The sequence below is a fragment of the Cereibacter sphaeroides 2.4.1 genome, from assembly GCF_000012905.2.
In the GTDB taxonomy this organism is placed as follows: domain Bacteria; phylum Pseudomonadota; class Alphaproteobacteria; order Rhodobacterales; family Rhodobacteraceae; genus Cereibacter_A; species Cereibacter_A sphaeroides.
The window spans coordinates 1,154,338-1,177,771 of record NC_007493.2; the positions used below are offsets into that span (position 1 = coordinate 1,154,338).

24 protein-coding genes are annotated in these 23,434 nt (G+C 67.9%); all 24 read left to right on the forward strand.

Translation table 11 applies throughout. From position 1 onward, the window contains the following. Nucleotides 1–66 precede the first annotated feature (66 nt). The 24 genes from RSP_RS05635 to RSP_RS05750 all read left to right on the forward strand — a co-directional run bounded on the left by RSP_RS05635 (nucleotide 67) and on the right by RSP_RS05750 (nucleotide 23,363). Nucleotides 67–2,007: an acetyl-CoA carboxylase biotin carboxylase subunit gene (locus RSP_RS05635; RefSeq protein WP_011337543.1), complete on the forward strand. Its 1,941-nt coding sequence runs from the start codon at nucleotides 67–69 to the stop codon at nucleotides 2,005–2,007. After that, on the forward strand, nucleotides 2,000–2,884 hold the full coding sequence (locus RSP_RS05640) for a hydroxymethylglutaryl-CoA lyase (protein WP_011337544.1): 885 nt from the start codon (nucleotides 2,000–2,002) through the stop codon (nucleotides 2,882–2,884). The genes RSP_RS05635 and RSP_RS05640 overlap by 8 nt, the downstream gene beginning before the upstream one ends. Before the next feature lie 12 nt (nucleotides 2,885–2,896). Then, a complete protein-coding gene (locus RSP_RS05645; RefSeq protein WP_011337545.1) occupies nucleotides 2,897–3,685 on the forward strand; it encodes a crotonase/enoyl-CoA hydratase family protein in 789 nt (262 codons plus the stop codon). A 220-nt stretch (nucleotides 3,686–3,905) separates the two neighbouring features. Then, nucleotides 3,906–4,271: an NADH-quinone oxidoreductase subunit A gene (locus RSP_RS05650; RefSeq protein WP_002719664.1), complete on the forward strand. Its 366-nt coding sequence runs from the start codon at nucleotides 3,906–3,908 to the stop codon at nucleotides 4,269–4,271. Further along, nucleotides 4,268–4,792 carry a NuoB/complex I 20 kDa subunit family protein gene (locus RSP_RS05655; RefSeq protein ID WP_002719665.1) on the forward strand — a complete coding sequence of 175 codons (525 nt, stop codon included), beginning with the start codon at nucleotides 4,268–4,270 and terminating at the stop codon, nucleotides 4,790–4,792. The genes RSP_RS05650 and RSP_RS05655 overlap by 4 nt, the downstream gene beginning before the upstream one ends. Nucleotides 4,793–4,802: 10 nt before the next feature. Then, nucleotides 4,803–5,405: an NADH-quinone oxidoreductase subunit C gene (locus RSP_RS05660; RefSeq protein WP_011337546.1), complete on the forward strand. Its 603-nt coding sequence runs from the start codon at nucleotides 4,803–4,805 to the stop codon at nucleotides 5,403–5,405. A 10-nt stretch (nucleotides 5,406–5,415) separates the two neighbouring features. Continuing rightward, entirely contained in the window at nucleotides 5,416–6,624 is a 1,209-nt protein-coding gene (locus tag RSP_RS05665; protein ID WP_009564438.1) for an NADH-quinone oxidoreductase subunit D, read from the forward strand. Next, the gene (gene nuoE, locus RSP_RS05670; protein WP_011337548.1) at nucleotides 6,624–7,535 is read left to right on the forward strand and encodes an NADH-quinone oxidoreductase subunit NuoE; all 912 of its coding nucleotides are present in this window, start codon (nucleotides 6,624–6,626) and stop codon (nucleotides 7,533–7,535) included. The genes RSP_RS05665 and nuoE overlap by 1 nt, the downstream gene beginning before the upstream one ends. After that, a complete protein-coding gene (locus RSP_RS05675) occupies nucleotides 7,535–7,747 on the forward strand; it encodes a DUF5337 domain-containing protein (protein ID WP_011337549.1) in 213 nt (70 codons plus the stop codon). Before nuoE ends, RSP_RS05675 begins: the two co-directional genes overlap by 1 nt. Nucleotides 7,748–7,757: 10 nt before the next feature. Further along, on the forward strand, nucleotides 7,758–9,053 hold the full coding sequence (gene nuoF / locus RSP_RS05680; RefSeq protein WP_011337550.1) for an NADH-quinone oxidoreductase subunit NuoF: 1,296 nt from the start codon (nucleotides 7,758–7,760) through the stop codon (nucleotides 9,051–9,053). A 4-nt stretch (nucleotides 9,054–9,057) separates the two neighbouring features. Then, complete coding sequence (locus RSP_RS05685) at nucleotides 9,058–9,417, forward strand: hypothetical protein (RefSeq protein ID WP_002719671.1); 360 nt, start codon at nucleotides 9,058–9,060, stop codon at nucleotides 9,415–9,417. 102 nt (nucleotides 9,418–9,519) lie between these two features. Further along, complete coding sequence (gene nuoG, locus RSP_RS05690) at nucleotides 9,520–11,541, forward strand: NADH-quinone oxidoreductase subunit NuoG (RefSeq protein WP_017140171.1); 2,022 nt, start codon at nucleotides 9,520–9,522, stop codon at nucleotides 11,539–11,541. A 3-nt stretch (nucleotides 11,542–11,544) separates the two neighbouring features. Beyond that, the gene (locus RSP_RS05695) at nucleotides 11,545–11,955 is read left to right on the forward strand and encodes a hypothetical protein (RefSeq protein WP_011337552.1); all 411 of its coding nucleotides are present in this window, start codon (nucleotides 11,545–11,547) and stop codon (nucleotides 11,953–11,955) included. Between the two features lie 27 nt (nucleotides 11,956–11,982). Then, nucleotides 11,983–13,020, forward strand: coding sequence for an NADH-quinone oxidoreductase subunit NuoH (gene nuoH, locus RSP_RS05700; RefSeq protein WP_009564432.1), 1,038 nt, complete (start codon nucleotides 11,983–11,985; stop codon nucleotides 13,018–13,020). A gap of 1 nt (nucleotide 13,021) precedes the next feature. Further along, nucleotides 13,022–13,525, forward strand: a complete 504-nt coding sequence (gene nuoI / locus RSP_RS05705; RefSeq protein ID WP_002719675.1) for an NADH-quinone oxidoreductase subunit NuoI — start codon at nucleotides 13,022–13,024, stop codon at nucleotides 13,523–13,525. Next, nucleotides 13,522–13,932 carry a carboxymuconolactone decarboxylase family protein gene (locus tag RSP_RS05710; RefSeq protein ID WP_002719676.1) on the forward strand — a complete coding sequence of 137 codons (411 nt, stop codon included), beginning with the start codon at nucleotides 13,522–13,524 and terminating at the stop codon, nucleotides 13,930–13,932. The genes nuoI and RSP_RS05710 overlap by 4 nt, the downstream gene beginning before the upstream one ends. Continuing rightward, nucleotides 13,929–14,543 carry an NADH-quinone oxidoreductase subunit J gene (locus RSP_RS05715; protein ID WP_002719677.1) on the forward strand — a complete coding sequence of 205 codons (615 nt, stop codon included), beginning with the start codon at nucleotides 13,929–13,931 and terminating at the stop codon, nucleotides 14,541–14,543. The genes RSP_RS05710 and RSP_RS05715 overlap by 4 nt, the downstream gene beginning before the upstream one ends. Nucleotides 14,544–14,702: 159 nt before the next feature. After that, nucleotides 14,703–15,008, forward strand: a complete 306-nt coding sequence (nuoK, locus tag RSP_RS05720; protein ID WP_002719678.1) for an NADH-quinone oxidoreductase subunit NuoK — start codon at nucleotides 14,703–14,705, stop codon at nucleotides 15,006–15,008. Nucleotides 15,009–15,013: 5 nt separating this feature from the next. Then, nucleotides 15,014–17,176 carry an NADH-quinone oxidoreductase subunit L gene (gene nuoL / locus RSP_RS05725; protein WP_011337553.1) on the forward strand — a complete coding sequence of 721 codons (2,163 nt, stop codon included), beginning with the start codon at nucleotides 15,014–15,016 and terminating at the stop codon, nucleotides 17,174–17,176. Further along, nucleotides 17,176–18,717, forward strand: coding sequence for an NADH-quinone oxidoreductase subunit M (locus RSP_RS05730; protein WP_002719680.1), 1,542 nt, complete (start codon nucleotides 17,176–17,178; stop codon nucleotides 18,715–18,717). Before nuoL ends, RSP_RS05730 begins: the two co-directional genes overlap by 1 nt. Nucleotides 18,718–18,727: 10 nt before the next feature. Beyond that, nucleotides 18,728–20,164 carry an NADH-quinone oxidoreductase subunit NuoN gene (gene nuoN / locus RSP_RS05735; protein ID WP_002719681.1) on the forward strand — a complete coding sequence of 479 codons (1,437 nt, stop codon included), beginning with the start codon at nucleotides 18,728–18,730 and terminating at the stop codon, nucleotides 20,162–20,164. After that, nucleotides 20,154–20,909 carry a biotin--[acetyl-CoA-carboxylase] ligase gene (locus tag RSP_RS05740; protein WP_017140172.1) on the forward strand — a complete coding sequence of 252 codons (756 nt, stop codon included), beginning with the start codon at nucleotides 20,154–20,156 and terminating at the stop codon, nucleotides 20,907–20,909. Before nuoN ends, RSP_RS05740 begins: the two co-directional genes overlap by 11 nt. 10 nt (nucleotides 20,910–20,919) lie before the next feature. Next, nucleotides 20,920–21,693, forward strand: coding sequence for a type III pantothenate kinase (locus tag RSP_RS05745; protein WP_009564427.1), 774 nt, complete (start codon nucleotides 20,920–20,922; stop codon nucleotides 21,691–21,693). Beyond that, the gene (locus RSP_RS05750) at nucleotides 21,690–23,363 is read left to right on the forward strand and encodes a ribonuclease J (protein WP_002719684.1); all 1,674 of its coding nucleotides are present in this window, start codon (nucleotides 21,690–21,692) and stop codon (nucleotides 23,361–23,363) included. Before RSP_RS05745 ends, RSP_RS05750 begins: the two co-directional genes overlap by 4 nt. Nucleotides 23,364–23,434: the final 71 nt, after the last annotated feature.

Below are 23,434 nucleotides of genomic sequence, written 5' to 3' on the forward strand. Positions count from 1 at the left end.
AAAAATATCCTCGGGGGGTGCGGGGGGCGGAAAGCCCCCCGCGGCCGGCCCGGAAGGCGAGGTCCGATGTTCCGCAAGATCCTGATCGCCAACCGCGGCGAGATCGCCGTCCGCATCGCGGCCACCGCCCGGCGCCTGGGCGTGGCGACCGTCGCCGTCCATTCCGATGCCGATGCCGAGGCGCTCCATGTGGCCGTGGCCGACGAGGCGGTGCCGATCGGCGGCCCGCAGCCGGCCGACAGCTACCTGCGCGGCGAGCGGCTGATCGAGGCGGCCCTCGCCACCGGGGCGGAAGCCATCCATCCGGGCTACGGCTTCCTCTCCGAGAACCCCGAGTTCGTCGAGGCGGTCGAGGCCGCGGGCCTCGTCTTCATCGGCCCCTCGGCCGCGGCGATCCGCGCCATGGGCCTGAAGGATGCCGCCAAGGCGCTGATGGCCGAGGCGGGCGTGCCCGTCGTGCCGGGCTATCACGGCGCGGATCAGGAGCCCGAACATCTGGCCCTGATGGCCCAGGACATCGGCTATCCGGTCCTCATCAAGGCGGTGGCGGGCGGGGGCGGCAAGGGGATGCGCCGCGTCGAGCGGGCGGAGGAGTTCGCCGCAGCCCTCGCCTCCGCCCGGGCCGAGGCCCGCACCGCCTTCGGCAACGAGGCGGTGCTGATCGAGAAATGGATCGACTGTCCGCGTCATATCGAGCTGCAGGTGTTCGGCGACGGCACCGATGCGGTCCATCTCTACGAGCGCGACTGCTCGCTGCAGCGCCGGCACCAGAAGGTGATCGAGGAGGCGCCGGCCCCCGGCATGACGCCCGCGATGCGCGCCGCGATGGGCGAGGCCGCGGTGCGGGCCGCCCGCGCCATCGGCTACCGCGGGGCGGGCACGGTCGAATTCATCGTGGACGGCTCGGCCGGCCTCAGCCCGGACCGGTTCTGGTTCATGGAGATGAACACGCGGCTTCAGGTCGAGCATCCGGTGACCGAGGCCGTGACGGGCATCGATCTCGTGGAATGGCAGCTGCGCGTGGCCGCGGGCGAACCCCTGCCGCTCGCGCAGGAGGACATCCCCCTCCGCGGCCATGCCTTCGAGGCAAGGCTCTATGCCGAGGACGTCCCCGCGGGCTTCCTGCCCGCGATCGGCCGGCTCGACCATCTGCGCTTCGCCGACGGCATCCGCGCCGATACGGGCGTGCGGACGGGCGACCGGATCAGCCCCTGGTACGATCCGATGATCGCCAAGATCGTCGCCCATGGCCCGTCGCGGGCCTCCGCGCTGAACCGGCTCGCGCGCGCGCTCGAAGAGACCGAGGTGGCGGGCACGGTCACGAACCTCGCCTTCCTGCGCCGCCTCGCGCAGCACCCGGGTTTCGCTGCGGGAGAGGTGGACACGGGCCTCATCGGCCGCGATCTGGCCGCCCTGATCGCGCCCGCGACGCTGGCCCCGGAAACGGTCGCGGCGGCGCTCCTCGTGGCCGAGCTCGGCGAGACGCCCGCCCCCCTTCAGGGCTTCAGCCTCTGGACGCCCCTTCGAAGGCACGTCCGCCTGCGCCATGGCTCGGAGGAGATCGCGGCGGCGCTCACCGTCGAGGCGCCGGGCAGGGCCACCGTCGAGCTGGGCGAGGCGCGCCTCGCCGCGCGGCTGCGCCCCGAGGGCTGGGCGGTGGCGGGGCGCCCTCCGGCGCGCGTCCTGCGGATCGGGACGCAGGTTCATGTCTTCGCCCGCACCGGCACCGTCAGCTTCGAGATCCCCGATCCGCTCGACCGCGGCACGGAGGAGGCGGGGCAGGGCGGCCTCACCCTCTCGCCCATGCCGGGCCTCGTCCGGGAGGTCTCGGTGCGGGCGGGCGACCGGGTGGAGAAGGGCGACCGTCTCGCGGTGATCGAGGCGATGAAGATGGAGCATGTGCTGACCGCCGCCCGGGACGGCACGGTGGCCGAGGTGCTGGTCGAGGCCGGCGCGCAGGTCGAGGCCGGGGCGGCGCTCGTGCGGCTGGAGGAGGCCGATGGCTGAGGCGCAGGCAGGCGGCTCCGCGGGAGCGGAGCGGGTCGAGATCTTCGAGGTCGGCCCGCGCGACGGGCTGCAGAACGAGCCGCGCGCCATTCCTACGTCGGAGAAGATCGCGCTGGTGGATGCGCTGTCCGCCTGCGGCTTCCGCCGGATCGAGGTGGCGAGCTTCGTGAGCCCGAAATGGGTGCCGCAGATGGCCGATGGCGCCAAAGTGCTGGCCGGCATCGGCCGCAGGCCCCGCGTGACCTATGCGGCCCTCGCGCCGAACCTCCGCGGCTACGAGGCGGCCCTCGCTGCGGGCGCGGGCGAGATCGCGGTCTTCGTCTCGGCCTCCGAGGGCTTCTCGAAGGCGAACCTCAACTGCACGGTGGCCGAAAGCCTTGCGCGGCTCGCGCCCATCGCCGAAGCGGCGGGGCGCGACGGGATGCGGCTCAGGGGCTATGTCTCGATGGTGGTGGACTGCCCCTTCGACGGGCCGACCCCGCCCGGTGCGGTGGCGCGCGTCGCGGCGGCGCTGCGCGATCTGGGCTGCGCCGAGGTCTCGCTCGGCGATACGGTGGGGCGCGCCACGCCCGAAGGCTTCGATGCGATGCTGGCGGAGGTTCTGGACGAGATGCCGCCCGACCGTCTTGCCGCCCACTGCCATGACACGGCGGGCCGGGCGCTGCAGGTGATCGACTCGGCGCTGGAGCGCGGCCTGCGGGTGGTGGATGCGGCGGTGGGCGGCCTCGGCGGCTGCCCCTATGCGCCAGGCGCTGCGGGCAATGTGGCGACCGAGGCGGTGGCGGCCCATCTGGCGGCGCGGGGCTACGAGACCGGGCTCGACCCGGAGAAGCTGGCCGCGGCGGCGGCTCTCGCACAGCGCCTGCGGACCGGCTGAGAGGAGGATCGGATGTTCGAGACCATTTCCATCGCCGAGGACAGCCGGGGCGTGGCGACCCTGACGCTCGACCGGCCCGAGAAGCACAATGCGCTGTCGGCCGCGATGATCGGGGAGCTGACCGAAGCCGCGGCGCGTCTCGGGGCCTCCGCCACCGTGCGTGTCGTGGTGCTGGCCGCCGCGGGCGAGAGCTTCTGTGCCGGGGGCGATCTCGGCTGGATGAAGGCGCAGATGACGGCGGACGGGCCCACGCGCGCCTCCGAGGCACGCAGGCTCGCCCATATGCTCCGCGCGCTGAACGACCTGCCGAAGCCCTTGATCGGGCGGGTGCAGGGGCAGGCCTTCGGTGGCGGTCTCGGGCTGATCTCTGTCTGCGACGTGGCCTACGGCGCGGAAGGGGCCCGCTTCGGCCTCACGGAGACGCGCCTCGGTCTGATCCCCGCCACCATCGGCCCCTATGTGGCCGCGCGCGTGGGCGAGGCCATGGCGCGGCGCGTCTTCTTCTCGGCGCGGCTCTTCGGCGCCGAAGAGGCGGTGCGGCTGGGCTTCCTCGCGGGGGCCGTGCCGGCCGAGGCGCTCGATGCGGCGGTCGAGGCCGAGATCCTGCCCTATCTCTCCTGTGCGCCGGGCGCGGTGGCCGAGGCCAAGGCGCTCCTGCGCCGGTTCGGCCCGCGGATCGACGAGGAGACCATCGAGGCGAGCGTTGCGGCCCTCGTCAACCGCTGGGAGAGCCATGAGGCGCGGGAGGGGGTGGAGGCATTTTTCGGACGCCGCGCCGCCGCATGGTCCGCCAAGGTCTGAGTCGGGGCCGGGGTGCGACACGTCGCACCCGCTCCGCATTGCTGCATAAGCATAATTTCAGTTCACCATTGCATACCAATGACATAAGGCACATTTCAATCGCGGTGTTTTGTCGCGACCTTCGGTTGACCCCGGACGGGGCTGAGAGTAAACGAGGCGTCAGCACGTGACTGCCTGCGCTGCCGGAAACGGTGAGCAGCTGCCAGCCGAGGGAGCCGCCATGGACGATCTTCTGCGAGAGTTTCTTCCCATCGTCATTCTGACGGTGCTGGCGGGAGGCCTCGGGCTCCTGCTCATGCTGTCGGCGGTGATCGTCGCGGTCAGGCGGCCGGACCCCGAGAAGGTGTCCGCTTACGAATGCGGTTTCAATGCCTTCGACGATGCGCGGATGAAGTTCGAGGTGCGCTTCTACCTCGTCTCCATTCTCTTCATCATCTTCGACCTCGAGGTGGCCTTCCTCTTCCCCTGGGCCGTGGCCTTCGGCGACATTTCGATGACGGCCTTCTGGTCGATGATGGTCTTCCTCGGCGTGCTGACGGTGGGCTTCGCCTATGAATGGAAGAAGGGGGCGCTGGAATGGCAATGACCGGCCTCAATACCGCGGGGTCCGACCGCGACTATGACACGCAGTCGCTGAACCGCGAGCTTCAGGACAAGGGCTTCCTGCTCACCACGACCGAGGATCTCATCAACTGGGCGCGCACCGGCTCGCTGCACTGGATGACCTTCGGCCTGGCCTGCTGCGCCGTCGAGATGATGCACACCTCGATGCCGCGCTACGACGTGGAGCGGTTCGGGGTGGCGCCGCGCGCCTCGCCGCGCCAGTCCGACGTGATGATCGTGGCCGGCACGCTGACCAACAAGATGGCGCCCGCGCTGCGCAAGGTCTACGACCAGATGCCCGAGCCGCGCTATGTGATCTCGATGGGATCCTGCGCGAACGGCGGCGGCTACTACCACTACAGCTACTCGGTGGTGCGGGGCTGCGACCGGATCGTGCCGGTCGACATCTACGTTCCGGGCTGCCCGCCCACGGCCGAGGCGCTGCTCTATGGCATCCTCCAGTTGCAGCGGAAGATCCGCCGCACCGGCACCATCACGCGCTGAGGAGACCTAGATGCCCGAAGCCCTTCAGGAACTGGCCGCGCATGTCCGGATGCGCCAGCCCGATGCGATCCTCGGCCACCGGGTCGAGTTCGGCGAGCTGACGCTCGACGTCGTGCCCAACCGCATCGTGGGGCTGGTGGAATTCCTCCGCTCCGACGCGAGCTGCCGCTTCTCGAGCCTCGTCGACATCACGGCGATCGACCACCCGGAGCGTCCGGCGCGCTTCGACGTGGTCTATCACTTCCTGTCGATGTATCAGAACCAGCGGATCCGCCTGAAGATGCAGGTGCGCGAGGACGAGACGGTGGCCTCGATCCACTCCGTCCATCCGTCGGCGAACTGGTTCGAGCGCGAGGTGTTCGACATGTTCGGCATCCTCTTCACCGGGCACCCCGACCTGCGGCGGATCCTGACCGACTACGGCTTCCGCGGCCATCCGATGCGCAAGGATTTCCCGACCACGGGCTATACCGAGGTCCGCTACGACGAAGTCCAGAAGCGCGTCGTCTATGAGCCGGTGAAGCTCGTGCAGGAATATCGCCAGTTCGATTTCCTCTCGCCGTGGGAGGGGGCGGACTACATCCTGCCGGGCGACGACAAGGCGCGGACGTAAGGGGATGGCCATGGACACCAAGTTCGACGACGTGCTGACCGGCGAGCAGAAGCTCCGCAACTTCAACATCAACTTCGGCCCGCAACACCCTGCAGCGCACGGCGTTCTGCGTCTCGTGCTCGAGCTTGACGGCGAGGTGGTGGAACGCTGCGATCCGCATATCGGCCTGCTGCACCGCGGGACCGAGAAGCTGATGGAGAGCCGGACCTACCTGCAGAACCTGCCCTATTTCGACCGGCTCGACTACGTGGCGCCGATGAACCAGGAACATGCCTGGTGTCTGGCGATCGAGCGGCTGACGGGCGTGGCCGTGCCGCGCCGGGCCAGCCTGATCCGCGTGCTCTATTCCGAGATCGGCCGGGTGCTGAACCACCTGCTGAACGTGACCACGCAGGCCATGGACGTGGGCGCGCTGACGCCGCCGCTCTGGGGCTTCGAGGAGCGCGAGAAGCTCATGGTCTTCTACGAGCGTGCCTCGGGCGCGCGGCTCCACGCGGCCTATTTCCGGCCGGGCGGGGTGCACCAGGACCTGACTCCGCGCCTCATCGAAGATATCGAGGAGTGGGCCGAGCATTTCCCGAAGGTGCTCGACGATCTCGACGAGCTGCTGACCGAGAACCGGATCTTCAAGCAGCGCAACGTCGATATCGGCATCATCTCCGAGAAGGACATCCTCGACTGGGGCTTCTCGGGCGTGATGGTGCGCGGCTCGGGCTTCGCCTGGGACCTGCGGCGCTCGCAGCCCTACGAGTGCTACGACGAGTTCGACTTCCAGATCCCGGTGGGCAAGAACGGCGACTGCTACGACCGCTATCTCTGCCGCATGGAAGAGATGCGCCAGTCGACCCGCATCATCCAGCAATGTCTGGCCAAGCTCCGGGTGGAGAAGGGCGACGTGCTGGCGCGGGGCAAGCTTACGCCGCCGCCGCGGGGCGAGATGAAGACCTCGATGGAAGCGCTCATCCACCATTTCAAGCTCTATACCGAGGGCTTCCACGTTCCCGCGGGCGAGGTCTATGCCGCCGTCGAGGCGCCCAAGGGCGAGTTCGGCGTCTATCTCGTGGCCGACGGGACCAACCGGCCCTACCGCGCCAAGATCCGCGCGCCGGGCTTCCTGCATCTGCAAGCCATCGACTACATCGCCAAGGGGCACCTGCTGGCCGATGTGTCCGCCATCATCGGCACGCTCGACGTCGTGTTCGGGGAGATCGACCGCTAATGCTTCGCCGCCTGCATCACGCCCAGCCCGACAGCTTCGCCTTCACGCCGGCGAACCTCGAATGGGCGAAGGGTCAGATGACGAAATATCCCGAGGGCCGTCAGGCCTCGGCGATCATCCCGCTGCTCTTCCGCGCGCAGGAACAGGAAGGCTGGCTCACGAAGCCGGCCATCGAATATGTGGCCGACCTGCTCGGGATGGCCTACATCCGGGCGCTGGAAGTGGCGACCTTCTACTTCATGTTCCAGCTGCAACCCGTTGGGAGCGTGGCGCATATCCAGATCTGCGGCACCACCTCGTGCCTGATCTGCGGCGCCGAGGAGCTGATCCGGGTCTGCAAGGAGAAGATCGCGCCGCAGCCGCACATGCTGTCGGCCGATGGCCGCTTCTCGTGGGAGGAGGTCGAGTGCCTCGGCGCCTGCGCCAATGCGCCGATGGCGCAGATCGGCAAGGACTATTACGAGGATCTGAACGCCGAGACGCTGGCCGCGCTGATCGACCGCTTCTCGGCGGGCGAAGTGCCGCGGCCCGGGCCGCAGGCCGGGCGCTTCTCCTCCGAGCCCGCGGGCGGGGCCACGAGCCTCACCGAGATCGGCCCGCAGGCGTCCGAGCACAATGCCTCGGTGGCGCTGGCGCTGGGGATCGGCGACACGATCAAGCGCATCGACGGCACCGAGGTGCCGATGCTCACGCCGTGGCTCGACCGGCGTCCGCCGGTGGCCGAGGCCGCGGGTGAGGTGCAGCAGCCGAAACCGGGTGCGGGGCGTCCGGTGGACAAGACCGGCGTGAGCGTGGAAGAGGCGCCGGCCGACAAGGCGGGCCGGCCCGAGAAGCCGGGCGTGGCCACGGGCGGCACGGCCACGGCCGAGCCGGGCGCGCAGACCTCCGATCCGCAGAAGCCCGAGGGCTGATGGCGGTCGGGCCCGACGACACGCGGCAGGCGCGACAGGTCGCGCTGGTCATTGCGGCGACGGGCCTCATGTGGATCGGGGCGCAGATCCTGGGAGGATGGCTGGGCCTGCCGGCTCGGATCGTCCTTCTCTTCGACCTGGCGGCGCTCGCCGGGTTCAGTTGGGCGCTGGTGACAACCTGGCGGATCTGGCGACGGCGCCAGGGCAAATGAGGACGATGCGATGCTGAAGGACCAGGACCGGATCTTCACCAACCTCTACGGGATGCAGGACCGCAGCCTGAAGGGCGCGATGGCCCGGGGCCAGTGGGACGGGACCGCGGACCTGCTCGCGCTCGGGCGCGACAAGATCATCGACATCGTGAAGGCCTCGGGCCTGCGCGGCCGGGGCGGGGCGGGCTTCCCCACCGGCCTCAAATGGTCCTTCATGCCCAAGCAGTCGGACGGGCGCCCGGCCTATCTCGTCATCAATGCCGACGAATCCGAGCCCGCGACCTGCAAGGACCGCGAGATCATGCGCCACGACCCGCACACGCTGGTCGAGGGGGCGCTGCTCGCGGGCTTCGCGATGGGGGCGGTTGCGGCCTACATCTACATCCGCGGCGAATATGTCCGCGAGAAGGAAGCGCTGCAGGCCGCCATCGACGAGGCCTATGACGCGGGCCTGATCGGCCAGAATGCGGCGAAGTCGGGCTACGATTTCGACGTCTACCTCCACCACGGGGCGGGCGCCTACATCTGCGGCGAAGAGACCGCTCTGCTCGAGAGCCTCGAGGGCAAGAAGGGGATGCCGCGGATGAAGCCGCCGTTCCCGGCGGGCTCGGGCCTCTACGGCTGCCCGACCACGGTGAACAACGTCGAGTCGATCGCCGTCATTCCCGCGATCCTGCGCCGCGGCGGCGAGTGGTTCGCCTCGTTCGGCCGGCCGAACAACGCGGGCGTGAAGCTCTTCGCCATGTCGGGGCACGTCAACACGCCCTGCGTCATCGAGGAGAGCATGTCGATCTCGATGAAGGAACTCATCGAGAAGCACGGCGGCGGCGTCCGCGGCGGCTGGAAGAACCTCAAGGCCGTCATTCCCGGCGGCGCCTCCTGCCCGATCATCCCGGCCGAGCAGTGCGAGGATGCCGTCATGGATTATGACGGGATGCGCGAGCTGAAATCCTCGTTCGGCACCGCCTGCATGATCGTGATGGACCAGCAGACCGACGTCATCAAGGCCGTCTGGCGGCTGGCCAAGTTCTTCAAGCACGAGAGCTGCGGCCAGTGCACGCCCTGCCGCGAGGGGACGGGCTGGATGATGCGCGTGATGGACCGGCTGGTGCGCGGCGAGGCCGAGGTCGAAGAGATCGACATGCTGCTCTCGGTGACGAAGCAGGTCGAGGGCCATACGATCTGCGCGCTCGGCGATGCGGCGGCCTGGCCGATCCAGGGCCTGATCCGGCACTATCGCGAAGAGATCGAGGACCGGATCAAGGCCAAGAAGACGGGGCGCATGGGCGCCATGGCGGCGGAGTGAGACGGTGCGCGCCGGCGGGGTCCTCATCGTGATGGGCGCGCTCTCGGCCTGTGCCTCCCCGGCGCCGGTCGGGGGCCGCGCGATCCCCGGCGCCTCCGAGGTGACGGTCGAGGGTCAGGGCTTCCTGACCGAAGTGAGGGCCGGGTCTGCCGGCGAGCGGCTGACGGCGGCGGGGGCGCGTCCGGTGGCGGGCCTGACGGTCGATGTGCGCCGGCTGGCACCGCCGCTCCATTACAGCGACGGAGCCGCGGCGAAGCGGGCGGCCGAGGCGGCCTGCGAGGGGCAGGGCGGGCGGTTCGATCCGACCGCGGCGGGCCGCGTGAGCGCGCCGGGCCTCTGGCGCTTCGCCGGGGCCTGCGCATGACGGGCGGGCGCGCGGCCGGGCGGGGGCAGTGCGCCCCGCGTCCGAAGCAACGGAACAACGCGCGGGGCATCGGCCTCGCGCTCATCGCGGCGGAGTAGGCGGATGAGCAACCTCAAGAAGATCATCATCGACGGCATCGAAGTCGAGGTCGATGGCGCCATGACGCTGCTGCAGGCGGCCGAAGAGGTGGGGATCGAGATCCCGCGCTTCTGCTACCACGAGCGCCTGTCGATCGCCGGCAACTGCCGCATGTGCCTCGTCGAGGTGGTGGGCGGCCCGCCGAAGCCCACGGCCTCCTGCGCCATGCAGGTGCGCGACCTGCGCCCCGGCCCGAACGGCGAGGCGCCGGTGGTCAAGACCAACTCGCCCATGGTCAAGAAGGCCCGCGAGGGGGTGATGGAGTTCCTGCTCATCAACCACCCGCTCGACTGCCCGATCTGCGACCAGGGCGGCGAATGCGACCTGCAGGACCAGGCGATGGCCTATGGCGTCGATTTCAGCCGCTACCGCGAGCCGAAGCGCGCCTCCGAGAACCTGAACCTCGGCCCGCTCGTCGCCACGCAAATGACGCGCTGCATCTCCTGCACCCGCTGCGTGCGCTTCACGACCGAGGTCGCGGGCATCACCCAGATGGGCCAGACGGGGCGCGGCGAGGACAGCGAGATCACCAGCTACCTCAACCAGACGCTCGATTCGAACCTGCAGGGCAATATCATCGACCTCTGCCCGGTCGGCGCGCTGACCTCGAAACCCTATGCCTTCACCGCCCGTCCTTGGGAGCTCGGCAAGACCGAAAGCATCGACGTGATGGATGCTCTCGGCTCCAACATCCGCGTGGACACGAAGGGTCGCGAGGTCATGCGCATCCTGCCGCGCAACCATGACGGCGTGAACGAGGAATGGATCTCGGACAAGACCCGCTTCGTCTGGGACGGCCTGCGCCGCCAGCGGCTCGACACGCCCTACATCCGCGAGGCCGGCAAGCTTCGGAAAGCCTCGTGGGGTGAGGCGCTGAAGGCGGTGGCCGCGGCGATGAAGGGCCGCAAGGTCGCGGGCCTCGTGGGCGATCTGGCCCCGGTGGAAGCGGCCTTCTCGCTCAAGATGCTGATCGAGGGCATGGGCGGCCGGGTGGAATGCCGCACCGATGGCGCGCGCCTGCCCGCGGGCAACCGCAGCGCCTATGTGGGCAATGCCGCCATCGAGGATATCGACAACGCGAAATCGATCCTGCTCGTGGGCTGCAACCCGCGCGACGAGGCGCCGGTGCTGAACGCCCGCATCCGCAAGGCCTGGCTGCAGGGCGCGCAGGTCTCGGTGATCGGCCCGGCGGTCGATCTGACGTTCGACTACAATCATGCCGGCACCGACCGGGCGGCGCTGATGTCGCTCGTGTCCGAGGCCGAACGGTCCGGCGCCGACGGCAAGCCGGGTCTGGTGATCGTGGGGCAGGGCGCTCTGGCCGAGGCCGACGGCGAGGCCGTGCTGGCGCAGGCGATGAAGCTCGCCCAGACGATGGGCGCGAAGCTTCTCGTGCTGCATACCGCCGCCGCCCGCGTGGGCGCGATGGATGTGGGCGCCGTGACCGAGGGCGGGCTCTCCGCCGCCATCGAGGGCGCGGAGGTGATCTACAACCTCGGCGCCGACGAGGTCGAGATCGGCGCGGGCCCGTTCGTCATCTATCAGGGCAGCCACGGCGACCGCGGCGCGCACCGCGCCGACGTGATCCTGCCCGCCGCCGCCTATACCGAGGAGAACGGCCTTTTCGTGAACACCGAGGGCCGTCCGCAGCTTGCCTTCCGCGCGGGCTTCCCGCCGGGCGAAGCCAAGGAGAACTGGGCGATCCTGCGCGCGCTCTCGGCCGAACTGGGCCAGACGCTGCCCTGGGACACGATGGCGGGCCTGCGCCGCAAGCTGGTCGAGACCGTGCCGCATCTCGGCCGCATCGACCAGCTGACCGAGAGCGAGTGGCAACCGCTGCCGCTGCGCGATCCGGCGACCGCCGACTTCCGCCTTGCGGTGCGGGACTTCTATCTTACGAATCCGATCGCGCGGGCCTCGCAGCTCATGGCCGAGCTCTCGGCCATGGCCTCGCGGCGCGGCCAGCCCTCGCTCGCGGCGGAGTAGGGGGTGCGGCCGGCGGTGCTCTTTCCGGTCGGGCTCGCGCTGGCGGGCCTCGCCTCCTGCGGCCCGCAGGGGGCCCCCGAGGCTGCGGCCGCGGACGAAGAGTTCGCGCCGGTCTACAAGGGCACCGAGACGCGGCTTCTCGACGAGGATCTCGTGGAATTCCTCATCGAAATGGAAGGCGCGCGGGGCATCCCCGACGTCGAAGCCTACGCCCGCTGCGCGGCCGCCCAATACACGCTCATTCGCGGCTACGGCTTCGCCCGGCATCTGCGAACAAATGTCGCGGAGAGGGGTGGCGTTTGGCGAGGGGATGCGATTTACACCATTTCGGCCGCGCTGCCCCGCGGCCTGCAGACGATCGACGCCGAGGTGACGGTGCGCGATTGCCGGGAACAGGGAATACCGACGATATGACGATCGGCATGAGGGATGCGAGGCGCCATGGGTGAGTTCATGAATTCCGGGATGGGTATCATCCTCACGATCGCGGCGCAGGGCCTTCTGGTCATCGCCTTCGTGATGATCTCGCTTCTGTTCCTCGTCTATGGCGACCGGAAGATCTGGGCGGCGGTGCAGCTGCGCCGCGGGCCGAACGTGGTGGGCGCCTTCGGCCTGCTGCAGACGGTGGCGGATGCGGCCAAATACATCTTCAAGGAAGTGGTGGTACCCGCGGGCGTGGACCGTCCGGTCTTCTTCCTCGCGCCGCTCATCTCCTTCGTGCTGGCCGTGCTCGCCTGGGCCGTGATCCCCTTCAGCCCGGGCTGGGTGCTGTCGGACATCAACGTGGCGATCCTCTTCGTCTTCGCCGCCTCCTCGCTCGAGGTCTATGGCGTCATCATGGGCGGCTGGGCCTCGAACTCGAAATATCCGTTCCTGGGCAGCCTCCGCTCGGCCGCGCAGATGATCTCCTACGAGGTCTCGCTCGGCCTCATCATCATCGGGATCATCATCTCGACCGGCTCGATGAACCTGAGCCATATCGTCGAGGCGCAGGACGGTGCCTTCGGGCTCTTCAACTGGTACTGGCTGCCGCACCTGCCGATGGTCGCGCTGTTCTTCATCTCCGCGCTGGCCGAAACGAACCGCCCGCCCTTCGACCTGCCGGAGGCGGAATCCGAACTGGTCGCGGGCTTCCAGGTGGAATACAGCTCGACGCCGTTCCTGCTGTTCATGGCCGGCGAATATATCGCCATCTTCCTCATGTGCGCGTTGATGAGCCTGCTGTTCTTCGGCGGCTGGCTCTCGCCCATCCCCGGACTGCCCGACGGCGTGTTCTGGATGGTGGCGAAGATGGCCTTCTTCTTCTTCCTCTTCGCCATGGTGAAGGCCATCGTGCCGCGCTACCGCTACGACCAGCTCATGCGGATCGGCTGGAAGGTCTTCCTTCCCTTCAGCCTCGGCTGGGTGGTTCTGGTGGCGTTCCTTGCGAAATTCGAAGTGTTCGGCGGCTTCTGGGCCCGCTGGGCGATGGGAGGCTGACATGGCCAGGACAAGCGCAATCGACTACGGCCGGGCGGCGAAATATTTCCTGCTGCTGGACTTCATCAAGGGCTTCGGCCTCGGCATGAAGTACTTCTTCGCGCCCAAGCATACGGTGAACTACCCGCACGAGAAGGGGCCGCTGTCGCCCCGCTTCCGCGGCGAACATGCGCTGCGCCGCTATCCGAACGGCGAGGAACGCTGCATCGCCTGCAAGCTCTGCGAGGCGGTCTGCCCGGCGCAGGCCATCACCATCGACGCGGAACCGCGCGAGGACGGCAGCCGCCGCACCACGCGCTACGACATCGACATGACGAAATGCATCTACTGCGGCTTCTGTCAGGAAGCCTGCCCGGTGGATGCGATCGTCGAGGGGCCGAACTTCGAATTCTCGACCGAGACCCGCGAGGAGCTGTTCTACAACAAGGACCGGCTGCTCGAGAACGGCGCGCGCTGGGAAGCCGAGATCGCCCGCAACCTCGAACTGGATGCGCCCTACAGATGAGCGACGAGCTGGCGAAGATGTTCAAGGCGATGATCGAGCAGGGCCAGGAGATGGCCCGCTCGTTCAATCCGGCCCTTGAGCATTTCCAGGTGAAGGACTTCGAGAAGCTCATCCCCACCATGCCCAAGGACGTGATGGAGATGTGGTTCGGCAAGACCTTCAACCGGGAAGGGCTGGATGCCAAGACCCGGCTTCTGGTCACGCTGGCTGCCCTCACCGTGCTCGGCGCCCATGCCGAGCCTCAGATCCGGCTCACGATCCGCCATGCTCTGGCGGCGGGGGCCACCAAGCGCGAGATCGCCGAGGTGATCTGGCAGATGAGCCTATTCGGCGGCGTGCCCGCCATGCAGAAGGCGCTGGACGTGGCCCAGAGCGTCTTTGCCGAGTTCGAGGAGACAGACGAATGAGTGTCGCCGACGTGGCCTTCTACTGTTTCGCCGTGCCCGCGGTCTTCGCCGCGCTCATGGTGGTGACGCAGCGCAACATGGTTCATGCCGTGCTGTGGCTGATCCTCGTCTTCCTGAGCTCTGCCGGGATGTTCGTGCTGCTGGGCGCCGAGTTCGTGGCGATGCTGCTGGTGATCGTCTATGTCGGCGCGGTGGCGGTGCTGTTCCTCTTCGTCGTCATGATGCTCGACGTCGACTTCGAGGCGCTGAAGTCCGAGGTGGTGCGCTACATGCCGGTGGCCGCGCTGATGGGGATCGTGATCCTGCTGCAGCTCTCGATGGGGATCGGCGCCTGGGTCACGGCCGACGGCGCGCCGGCGATGCGTCAGGCGGTGACGCCCGACCCGAACCAGATCGAGAACAGCCGCGCGCTCGGCCTGCTGATCTACGACAAGTATCTCTACCTCTTCCAGACCGCGGGGCTGATCCTGCTCGTGGCCATGGTGGGGGCGATCCTGCTCACGCTGCGCGAGCGCCGCGACGTCAAGCGCCAGAACGTGCTGGCGCAGATGTGGCGCGATCCCGCGAAGGCGATGGAGCTGAAGGACGTGAAGCCGGGTCAGGGCCTCTGAGCCTACGCCGGACCGGGCTCCGCGGAGCCTGAACAACAGACCGTGGTGCGGACCCGTCGCAGGGTCTGCGGGCGGAAGACCCGGGGGTCGAGGTCTGCGCTGTGCGCGGACCGGTCGCCGGGACGAGGAAAAGACGGGCGGTGAGCCGGAGGGACGAGAATGGTGGGACTTGAGCATTATCTGACGGTATCGGCCGCGCTGCTGGTGATCGGGATCTTCGGCATCTTCCTGAACCGGAAGAACGTGATCGTGATCCTGATGTCCATCGAGCTCATGCTGCTCGCGGTGAACATCAACCTCGTGGCCTTCTCGAGCTTCCTCGGCGACCTGACGGGGCAGGTGTTCACACTGTTCGTGCTGACCGTGGCCGCGGCCGAGGCCGCCATCGGGCTCGCGATCCTCGTCACCTTCTTCCGCAACCGCGGCACCATCGACGTCGAAGACGTCAACGTGATGAAGGGCTGAGGCACATGGCAACGATCATCCTCCTGGCGCCGCTTCTCGGCGCCCTGATCTGCGGCTTCGGCTGGCGCCTCATCGGCGAGCGGGCAGGGCAGGTCATCGCGACCGCGCTCGTCTTCCTCGCCGCGCTGCTCTCCTGGATCATCTTCCTCGGCTTCGACGGCGAGATGTATCAGGTCGTGCTGCTGCGCTGGATCGAGAGCGGCTCGCTTTCGACCGAATGGGCGATCCGCGTGGACAGGCTCACGGCCATCATGCTGGTCGTGGTGAACACGGTCTCGGCGCTCGTGCACCTCTATTCCTTCGGCTACATGGCGCACGACGACAACTGGAACCACCACGAGCACTACAAGGCGCGCTTCTTCGCCTATCTCTCGTTCTTCACCTTCGCCATGCTCACGCTGGTGACGTCGGACAACCTCGTGCAGATGTTCTTCGGCTGGGAAGGCGTGGGCGTGGCCTCCTACCTGCTCATCGGCTTCTACTATCGCAAGCCCTCGGCCAACGCCGCCGCGATCAAGGCCTTCGTCGTGAACCGCGTGGGCGACTTCGGCTTCGCGCTCGGCATCATGGCTCTGTTCTTCCTCGTGGATTCGATCCGCTTCGACGATGTGTTCGCGGCCGGCCCCGAGCTTGCGCAGACGAACCTCACCTTCCTCTGGACGGAATGGAACGCGGCCAACCTGATCGGCGTCCTCCTCTTCATCGGCGCCATGGGCAAGTCGGCCCAGCTCGGCCTGCACACCTGGCTACCCGACGCGATGGAAGGTCCGACCCCGGTGTCCGCGCTGATCCACGCCGCCACCATGGTGACCGCAGGCGTGTTCCTCGTCTGCCGCATGTCGCCGCTCTACGAATTCGCGCCCGACGCCAAGACCATGATCGTGGTCGTCGGCGCCACCACGGCCTTCTTCGCGGCCACCGTGGGCCTCGTGCAGAACGACATCAAGCGCGTGATCGCCTATTCGACCTGCTCGCAGCTCGGCTACATGTTCGTGGCGGCGGGCGTGGGCGTCTATTCGGCGGCCATGTTCCACCTCTTCACGCACGCCTTCTTCAAGGCGATGCTGTTCCTCGGCGCGGGCTCGGTCATCCATGCGATGCACCACGAGCAGGACATGCGGAACTACGGCGGCCTCCGCTCGAAGATCCCGCTGACCTTCTGGGCCATGATGATCGGCACGCTCGCCATCACCGGCGTGGGCATCCCGCTGACCCATATCGGCTTCGCGGGCTTCCTGTCGAAGGACGCGATCATCGAGAGCGCCTGGGTCGGCTCGGGCTATGCCTTCTGGCTTCTGGTCGTGGCGGCCTGCTTCACCAGCTTCTATTCCTGGCGGCTCATCTTCCTGACCTTCTTCGGCAAGGAGCGGGGCGACCATCACGCCCATGACCATGCCCACGAGAGCCCGACCGTCATGCTGATCCCGCTCGGGGTTCTGGCGCTCGGCGCGGCCTTCTCGGGGATGATCTGGTACAATTCCTTCTTCGGAGACCATAACAAGGTCGCGACCTGGTTCGGCATCCCGCATCATGCGGAAGCCTCGGAAGAGGGCGAGTCCCACGCCGAAGCGGCGGCCGATCATGCGGCCGAGCCGGCGGCCGGGGCGACCGTCACCGCCGACGAGGCGCTGCCCGAGGCGGGCAACCTGGCCGGTGCCGGCGAGGCGCCGGAGCCGGGCGAGGCGGAAGCCCATGCAGAGGTGGCAGCCCTTGGCCCGATCGGCGCCATCTACATGGGCCCCGAGAACCATGTCATGGACGAGGCGCACCACGCCCCGGTCTGGGTCAAGGTCTCGCCCTTCGTCGCGATGCTGATCGGCTTCGGCATGGCCTGGCTCTTCTACATCGCGAAGCCCGCCCTGCCGGCGGCCCTCGCGCGGAGCCAGCGCCCGCTCTACCTGTTCCTGCTGAACAAGTGGTATTTCGACGAGCTCTATGACGTGATCTTCGTCCGCCCGGCCCGTTTCCTCGGCCGCTTCTTCTGGAAGCGCGGCGACGGGACGGTGATCGACGGCACGATCAACGGGATCGCGCTCGGGATCATCCCGGCGCTGACCCGGCTCGCGGGCCGCGTCCAGTCCGGCTACATCTTCCACTACGCCTTCGCCATGTTCCTCGGCATCGCGATCCTCATTACCTGGATGACGCTCACGGGGGGCGCGCACTGATGGAAAACCTGCTGTCGATCATCACCTTCATCCCGCTGGTGGCGGCGCTCATCATGGCGCTGTTCCTGCGGGGCGATGACGCGGCCGCGCAGCGGAACGCGAAGTGGCTGGCGCTGCTCGCCACCTCGGCGACCTTCCTCGTCTCGCTCTTCCTGCTGGCGGGCTTCGACGCGCAGGACACGGGTTTCCAGTTCGTCGAAAGCTACGACTGGATCGCGGGCCTGCAATACAAGATGGGCGTGGACGGCATCTCGATCCTCTTCGTGATGCTGACCACCTTCCTCATGCCGCTCACCATCGCCTCGGCCTGGGAGGTCGAGACGCGGGTGAAGGAATATATGATCGCCTTCCTGATCCTCGAGACGCTGATGCTGGGCGTGTTCTGCGCGCTCGATCTCGTGCTCTTCTACCTCTTCTTCGAGGCGGGGCTCATTCCGATGTTCCTCATCATCGGGATCTGGGGCGGCAAGGACCGGATCTACGCGGCCTTCAAGTTCTTCCTCTACACGTTCCTCGGCTCGGTCCTGATGCTGATCGCGATGATCGCGATGTATTACGACGCGGGCACAACCGACATCCCGACGCTGCTCAGCCACGAATTCTCTTCGGGCACGATGACGCTCGCGGGCTTCCAGATCGTGGGCGGGCTGCAGACGCTGCTGTTCCTGGCCTTCTTCGCGAGCTTCGCCGTCAAGATGCCGATGTGGCCGGTGCACACCTGGCTGCCCGACGCCCACGTTCAGGCGCCGACGGCGGGCTCGGTGGTGCTGGCCGCGATCCTTCTGAAGATGGGCGGCTACGGCTTCCTGCGCTTCTCGCTGCCGATGTTCCCGATCGGGTCCGAGCTTCTGTCGCCGCTCGTCTTCTGGATGTCCGCCATCGCCATCGTCTACACCTCGCTGGTGGCGCTGGCCCAGTCGGACATGAAGAAGCTGATCGCCTACTCGTCGGTCGCGCACATGGGCTATGTCACCATGGGCATCTTCGCTGCCAACCAGCAGGGCGTGGACGGCGCCATCTTCCAGATGCTGAGCCACGGTTTCATCTCGGGCGCGCTCTTCCTCTGCGTGGGCGTGATCTACGACCGGATGCACACCCGCGAGATCGACGCCTATGGTGGCCTCGTGAACCGGATGCCGGCCTATGCGCTGATCTTCATGTTCTTCACCATGGCGAACGTGGGCCTGCCGGGCACCTCGGGCTTCATCGGCGAGTTCCTGACCCTCGTCGGCATCTTCCAGGTCAACACCTGGGTGGCGATGGTGGCGACGAGCGGCGTGATCCTCTCGGCGGCCTACGGCCTCTGGCTCTATCGCCGGGTGGTCTTCGGCGAGCTGGTGAAAGAGGCGCTGCGCACGATCCGAGACATGGACCGGCGCGAGAAGGCGATCTTCGCCCCGCTCGTGGCCATGACGCTGCTGCTCGGCGTCTATCCGAGCCTCGTCACCGACATCATCGGGCCCTCGGTGGCCCGTCTGACGACCGACTACCAGTCCGCGACCGCCGCCCTCGAGGCCGGCACGCGGCTGGCCATGGAATGAGGGACGCACGATGACCTCCGCTGACTTCTCGACCGTCCTTCCCGAGATGGTGCTCGCCATCTCGGCCATGCTGGGCCTGATGGCCGGTGTCTATGGCGGCAAGGACCGGCTGACGCCGGTCATGACCTGGGTCTTCGCGGGCCTGATGCTGTTCCTCGCGCTCTGGATCGGCTTCGGCGGCTCGGGCGCTCGCACCGCCTTCGGCGGCATGTTCATCGAGGATCCGTTCTCGCGCTTCGCCAAGGTCACGATCCTCGCTTCGGCGGCGGCCGTGCTGCTCCTCGGGCAGGAGTACATGCAGCGCCGCGACCTCGGGCGTTTCGAGTTCCCGATCCTCGTGGCCCTGTCGGTCACCGGCATGATGATGATGGTGTCGGCGGGCGACCTGATCGCGCTCTACATGGGGCTCGAGCTCCAGAGCCTCGCGCTCTATGTCGTGGCCTCGCTGCGGCGCGACTCTGTCAAGTCGACCGAGGCCGGGATGAAGTATTTCGTGCTGGGCGCGCTGTCGTCGGGCCTCCTGCTCTACGGCGCCTCGCTCGTCTACGGCTTTGCCGGCACGACGCTCTTCTCGGGCATCCTCGCCACGGTGAACGAGGGCGTGCCGTTGGGGCTTCTGTTCGGCCTCGTCTTCATGCTGTCGGGCCTCGCCTTCAAGGTCTCGGCCGCCCCCTTCCACATGTGGACGCCGGACGTCTACGAGGGCTCGCCCACGCCGGTGACGGCCTTCTTCTCGACCGCGCCCAAGGTCGCGGCCATCGCGCTCATCGCCCGCACGGTGCATGACGCTTTCGGCGGCATCCCGATGGACTGGCGTCAGGTGCTGGCGGCGCTCGCCGTGGCCTCGATGTTCCTCGGCTCGGTGGCGGCCATCGGCCAGCGCGACATCAAGCGTCTGATGGCCTATTCCTCGATCGGTCACATGGGCTATGCGCTGGTGGGCCTCGCCGCGGGCACGGCCGCGGGCGTGCAGGCGATGCTCCTCTACATGGCGATCTATGTCACCATGAACGTGGGCACCTTCGCCTTCATCCTCTCCATGGAGAAGGACGGCCGGCCCGTCACCAGCATCGACAGCCTGAACATGTTCGCGAAGCGCGAGCCGCTGAAGGCTCTGGCGGTGCTGGTGCTGATGTTCAGCCTCGCCGGCGTGCCGCCCTTCATCGGCTTCTTCGCGAAGTTCTACATCCTGAAGGCCGCCGTCAGCGCCGGGATGGCATGGCTTGCGGTGCTGACCGTGCTCGCGGCCGTGATCGGCGCCTACTATTACATGCGCATCGTCTACTACATGTACTTCGGCAAGGATGGCGATCCGGTCGAGAGCCGCATGGGCGGGGTGCAATGGACCATGCTGATGGCGGCCGCCGCGATCAACGTGCTCGGCGTCATCAACATGTTCGGGCTCGAGCCCCTGGCGGCAGTGGCGGCCGAGACGCTTGTCCGCTGATGCCTGGCCGGAGGGCGTGGCGCGCCACGCCCTCGACTCTGTCGATTCCACCAATGCGGTGGCGGCTCGCCTGGCCTCGAGCCTGAGCGGGCCTGCCTGGATCGTCGCCGCCGAGCAGACCGCGGGCCGGGGGCGGCGCGGCCGGCCCTGGAGCTCGCGGCGCGGCAATTTCTACGGCACGCATCTCCTGCATCCGACCGAGCCGCGGGAAGTGGTGGCGCTGCGCTCCTTCGTGGCGGCGCTGGCGCTCCGCGATGCCTGCGTGGCGCTGACGGGCCTGCCGGAGGCCTTCTCGCTGAAATGGCCGAACGACGTGCTGCTGAACGGCGGCAAGCTCGCGGGCATCCTGCTGGAGAGCCTCGGGCAGGGCGGGCGCGTGCAGCATCTGGCCATCGGCATCGGCGTCAACCTGATCGCCGCCCCCGATGCGGCCGAGGTGGAGCCGGGCGCGGTGCGGCCGGTGAGCCTTCTGGCCGAGACCGGTGTGCGCGTGACGCCCGAGACCTTCCTCGAGGCGCTGGCTCCGGCCTATGCCCGCCGCGAGGAGAGCTTCACCCGGCTGGGGTTCGGGCCCACCCGCGAGGCGTGGCTCTCCCATGCGGCGCGTCTGGGCGAGCAGATCCGCGCGCGGACCGGGCACGAGCTGCGCGAGGGGCTGTTCGAGACGGTGGACGCCCACGGCGCTTTGGTGTTGAAGACGGGAAGCGGCCGCGTGGCGATCCCCGCGGCCGAAGTGTTCTTCTGAAGGAGAAGCGATGCTTCTGGCGATCGACTGCGGCAACACGAATACGGTCTTCTCGATCTGGGATGGCACGCAGTTCCTCGCCACCTGGCGCATCGCGACCGACCACAAGCGCACTGCGGACGAATATCATGTCTGGCTCTCCACCCTGCTGAGCCTGACGAAGATCGAGGCGCGCATCAGCGAGGCGGTGATCTCCTCGACCGTGCCGCGGGTGGTGTTCAACCTGCGCGTCCTCTGCAACCGCTACTACGACTGCCGGCCGCTGGTGGTGGGCAAGCCCGAGTGCCGTCTGCCCGTCGCGCCGCGCGTGGATCAGGGCACGACCGTCGGGCCCGACCGGCTGGTCAACACGGTGGCGGGCTTCCATCTTCACGGCGGCAACCTGATCGTGGTGGATTTCGGCACCGCCACCACCTTCGACGTGGTGGATGCGGACGGCGCCTATATCGGCGGCGTCATCGCGCCGGGGGTCAATCTCAGCCTCGAGGCGCTGCACATGGCCGCGGCCGCGCTGCCGCATGTCGACGTGACCAAGCCCCAGCAGGCCATCGGCACGAATACGGTGGCCTGCATCCAGTCCGGGGTGTATTGGGGCTACATCGGCCTCGTCGAGGGTATCGTTCGCCAGATCCGGCTCGAGCGGGACTCCCCGATGAAGGTCATCGCGACAGGGGGCCTGGCACCCTTATTCGACCAGGGATTCAATCTGTTCGACAGGGTCGAGGACGATCTGACCATGCAGGGTCTCGTCCTGATCCACCAATACAACAAGGATCTGGAATGAGTGCAAACCGGCTGATCTATCTGCCGCTCGGCGGAGCGGGCGAGATCGGGATGAACTGCTACGTCTACGGCTACGGGCCGGAGGGGCGCGAGCGGCTGATCGTCGTCGATCTCGGCGTGACCTTCCCGGACATGGAGACGACGCCCGGCGTCGATCTCATCATGGCCGACATCTCCTGGCTCGAAGAGCGTCAGGATCGGATCGAGGCGATCTTCATCACCCATGCCCACGAGGACCATATCGGCGCGCTCGGCCATCTGTGGCCGCGGCTGAAGGCGCCGGTCTATGCCCGCCGTTTCACCGGCACCATCGGCCGGCTGAAGTTCGAAGAGCACGGGCTGCCCGCCGACCAGATCACCATCGTGGGCGCGCGCCCCGAGGTGGTCGAGGCCGGCCCCTTCGAGGTGCAGTTCGTGCCCGTCTCGCACTCGATCCCCGAAAGCTCGGCGCTGGTGATCGACACGCCTGCGGGCCGGATCGTCCATTCGGGCGATTTCAAGCTCGACCGCTCGCCGGTGGTGGGCGAGCCCTGGGCGGACGAGACCTTCCGCGCCATCGCGGCCGAGCGGCCGGTGAAGGCGCTGATGTGCGACTCGACCAACGTCTTCTCGCTCCATCCCGGCCGGTCGGAGGCCACGCTGGGCGACCCGCTGAAGGCGCTGATCGCGGGCGCCCGCGGCATGGTGGTGGCCACCACCTTTGCCTCGAACGTGGCGCGGCTGAAGACGCTGGCCGAGGCTGCGGCCGCGGCGGACCGCTCGATCTGCCTTCTGGGCCGCGCCATGCGCCGCATGGTGACGGCGGCACAGGAGAGCGGCGTGCTGACGAGCTTCCCCGCTGTCGTGAGCCCCGAGGAGGCGGCCGAGATCCCGCGCCAGAACCTGATGCTGATCGTGACCGGCAGTCAGGGCGAGCGGCGCGCGGCCTCCGCCCAGCTTGCGCGCGGGAAATATCTCGGGCTCGAGATGAAGGAGGGCGACCTCTTCCTCTTCTCCTCCAAGACCATCCCCGGAAACGAGCGCGGCGTGCTGCGCATCGTCAACTCCTTCTCCGAGATGGGGGTGGATGTGGTGGACGATGCGGGCGGGCTCTATCACGTCTCGGGCCACGCTAACCGCCCGGATCTCGAGCAGGTGCATACGCTGCTCTGGCCCGAGATGCTGGTGCCGATGCATGGCGAGCACCGCCATCTGCGCGAACATGCGCGGATCGCGGCGGCCAAGGGCATTACGGCGGATGTCATCACCAACGGGATGATGGTGGATCTGACGCGCGGGCTGCAGGTGGCGGAATATATCGACACCGGCCGCAGCTATCTCGACGGTTCGGTGCTGATCGGGGCGCGCGACGGGGTGGTCCGCGACCGGATCCGCATGGCGTTGAACGGCCATGTGCTGACGACGGTGATCCTCGATGAGCAGGACGCGCCGCTGGGCGACGCCTGGGTGGAGCTGATGGGCCTGCCCGAGCGCGGCCGCACCGGCCGGGCGCTGTCTGAGACGCTGGAAGAGGAGCTGTCCGACTATCTCGGCCGGGCGGGGGCCAAGGTGCTGCGCGACGACGACAAGCTCGACGAGGCGATCCGTCGGATGGTGCGTCAGGTCGCGATGGAAGAGATCGGAAAGAAGCCGGAAGTGACGGTGGTCGTCAGCCGGTTGATGGAAGGCTGAGGCCTCCCTTTCCTGTCCCATCGATAAAGGGCCGGCGGAAGCCGGCCCTTTTCGTTGAAGCTATGGGCCCG

Coding starts and splice junctions, on each gene's coding strand:
- RSP_RS05750 (WP_002719684.1), top strand. CDS start 21,690: ATGAGTGCAAACCGGCTGATCTATCTGCCGCTCGGCGGAGCGGGCGAG.
- nuoI (WP_002719675.1), top strand. CDS start 13,022: ATGGCCAGGACAAGCGCAATCGACTACGGCCGGGCGGCGAAATATTTC.
- RSP_RS05645 (WP_011337545.1), top strand. CDS start 2,897: ATGTTCGAGACCATTTCCATCGCCGAGGACAGCCGGGGCGTGGCGACC.
- nuoN (WP_002719681.1), top strand. CDS start 18,728: ATGACCTCCGCTGACTTCTCGACCGTCCTTCCCGAGATGGTGCTCGCC.
- RSP_RS05640 (WP_011337544.1), top strand. CDS start 2,000: ATGGCTGAGGCGCAGGCAGGCGGCTCCGCGGGAGCGGAGCGGGTCGAG.
- RSP_RS05710 (WP_002719676.1), top strand. CDS start 13,522: ATGAGCGACGAGCTGGCGAAGATGTTCAAGGCGATGATCGAGCAGGGC.
- RSP_RS05715 (WP_002719677.1), top strand. CDS start 13,929: ATGAGTGTCGCCGACGTGGCCTTCTACTGTTTCGCCGTGCCCGCGGTC.
- nuoG (WP_017140171.1), top strand. CDS start 9,520: ATGAGCAACCTCAAGAAGATCATCATCGACGGCATCGAAGTCGAGGTC.
- nuoH (WP_009564432.1), top strand. CDS start 11,983: ATGGGTGAGTTCATGAATTCCGGGATGGGTATCATCCTCACGATCGCG.
- RSP_RS05660 (WP_011337546.1), top strand. CDS start 4,803: ATGCCCGAAGCCCTTCAGGAACTGGCCGCGCATGTCCGGATGCGCCAG.
- nuoK (WP_002719678.1), top strand. CDS start 14,703: ATGGTGGGACTTGAGCATTATCTGACGGTATCGGCCGCGCTGCTGGTG.
- nuoF (WP_011337550.1), top strand. CDS start 7,758: ATGCTGAAGGACCAGGACCGGATCTTCACCAACCTCTACGGGATGCAG.
- nuoE (WP_011337548.1), top strand. CDS start 6,624: ATGCTTCGCCGCCTGCATCACGCCCAGCCCGACAGCTTCGCCTTCACG.
- RSP_RS05665 (WP_009564438.1), top strand. CDS start 5,416: ATGGACACCAAGTTCGACGACGTGCTGACCGGCGAGCAGAAGCTCCGC.
- RSP_RS05730 (WP_002719680.1), top strand. CDS start 17,176: ATGGAAAACCTGCTGTCGATCATCACCTTCATCCCGCTGGTGGCGGCG.
- RSP_RS05675 (WP_011337549.1), top strand. CDS start 7,535: ATGGCGGTCGGGCCCGACGACACGCGGCAGGCGCGACAGGTCGCGCTG.
- nuoL (WP_011337553.1), top strand. CDS start 15,014: ATGGCAACGATCATCCTCCTGGCGCCGCTTCTCGGCGCCCTGATCTGC.
- RSP_RS05635 (WP_011337543.1), top strand. CDS start 67: ATGTTCCGCAAGATCCTGATCGCCAACCGCGGCGAGATCGCCGTCCGC.
- RSP_RS05650 (WP_002719664.1), top strand. CDS start 3,906: ATGGACGATCTTCTGCGAGAGTTTCTTCCCATCGTCATTCTGACGGTG.
- RSP_RS05655 (WP_002719665.1), top strand. CDS start 4,268: ATGACCGGCCTCAATACCGCGGGGTCCGACCGCGACTATGACACGCAG.
- RSP_RS05745 (WP_009564427.1), top strand. CDS start 20,920: ATGCTTCTGGCGATCGACTGCGGCAACACGAATACGGTCTTCTCGATC.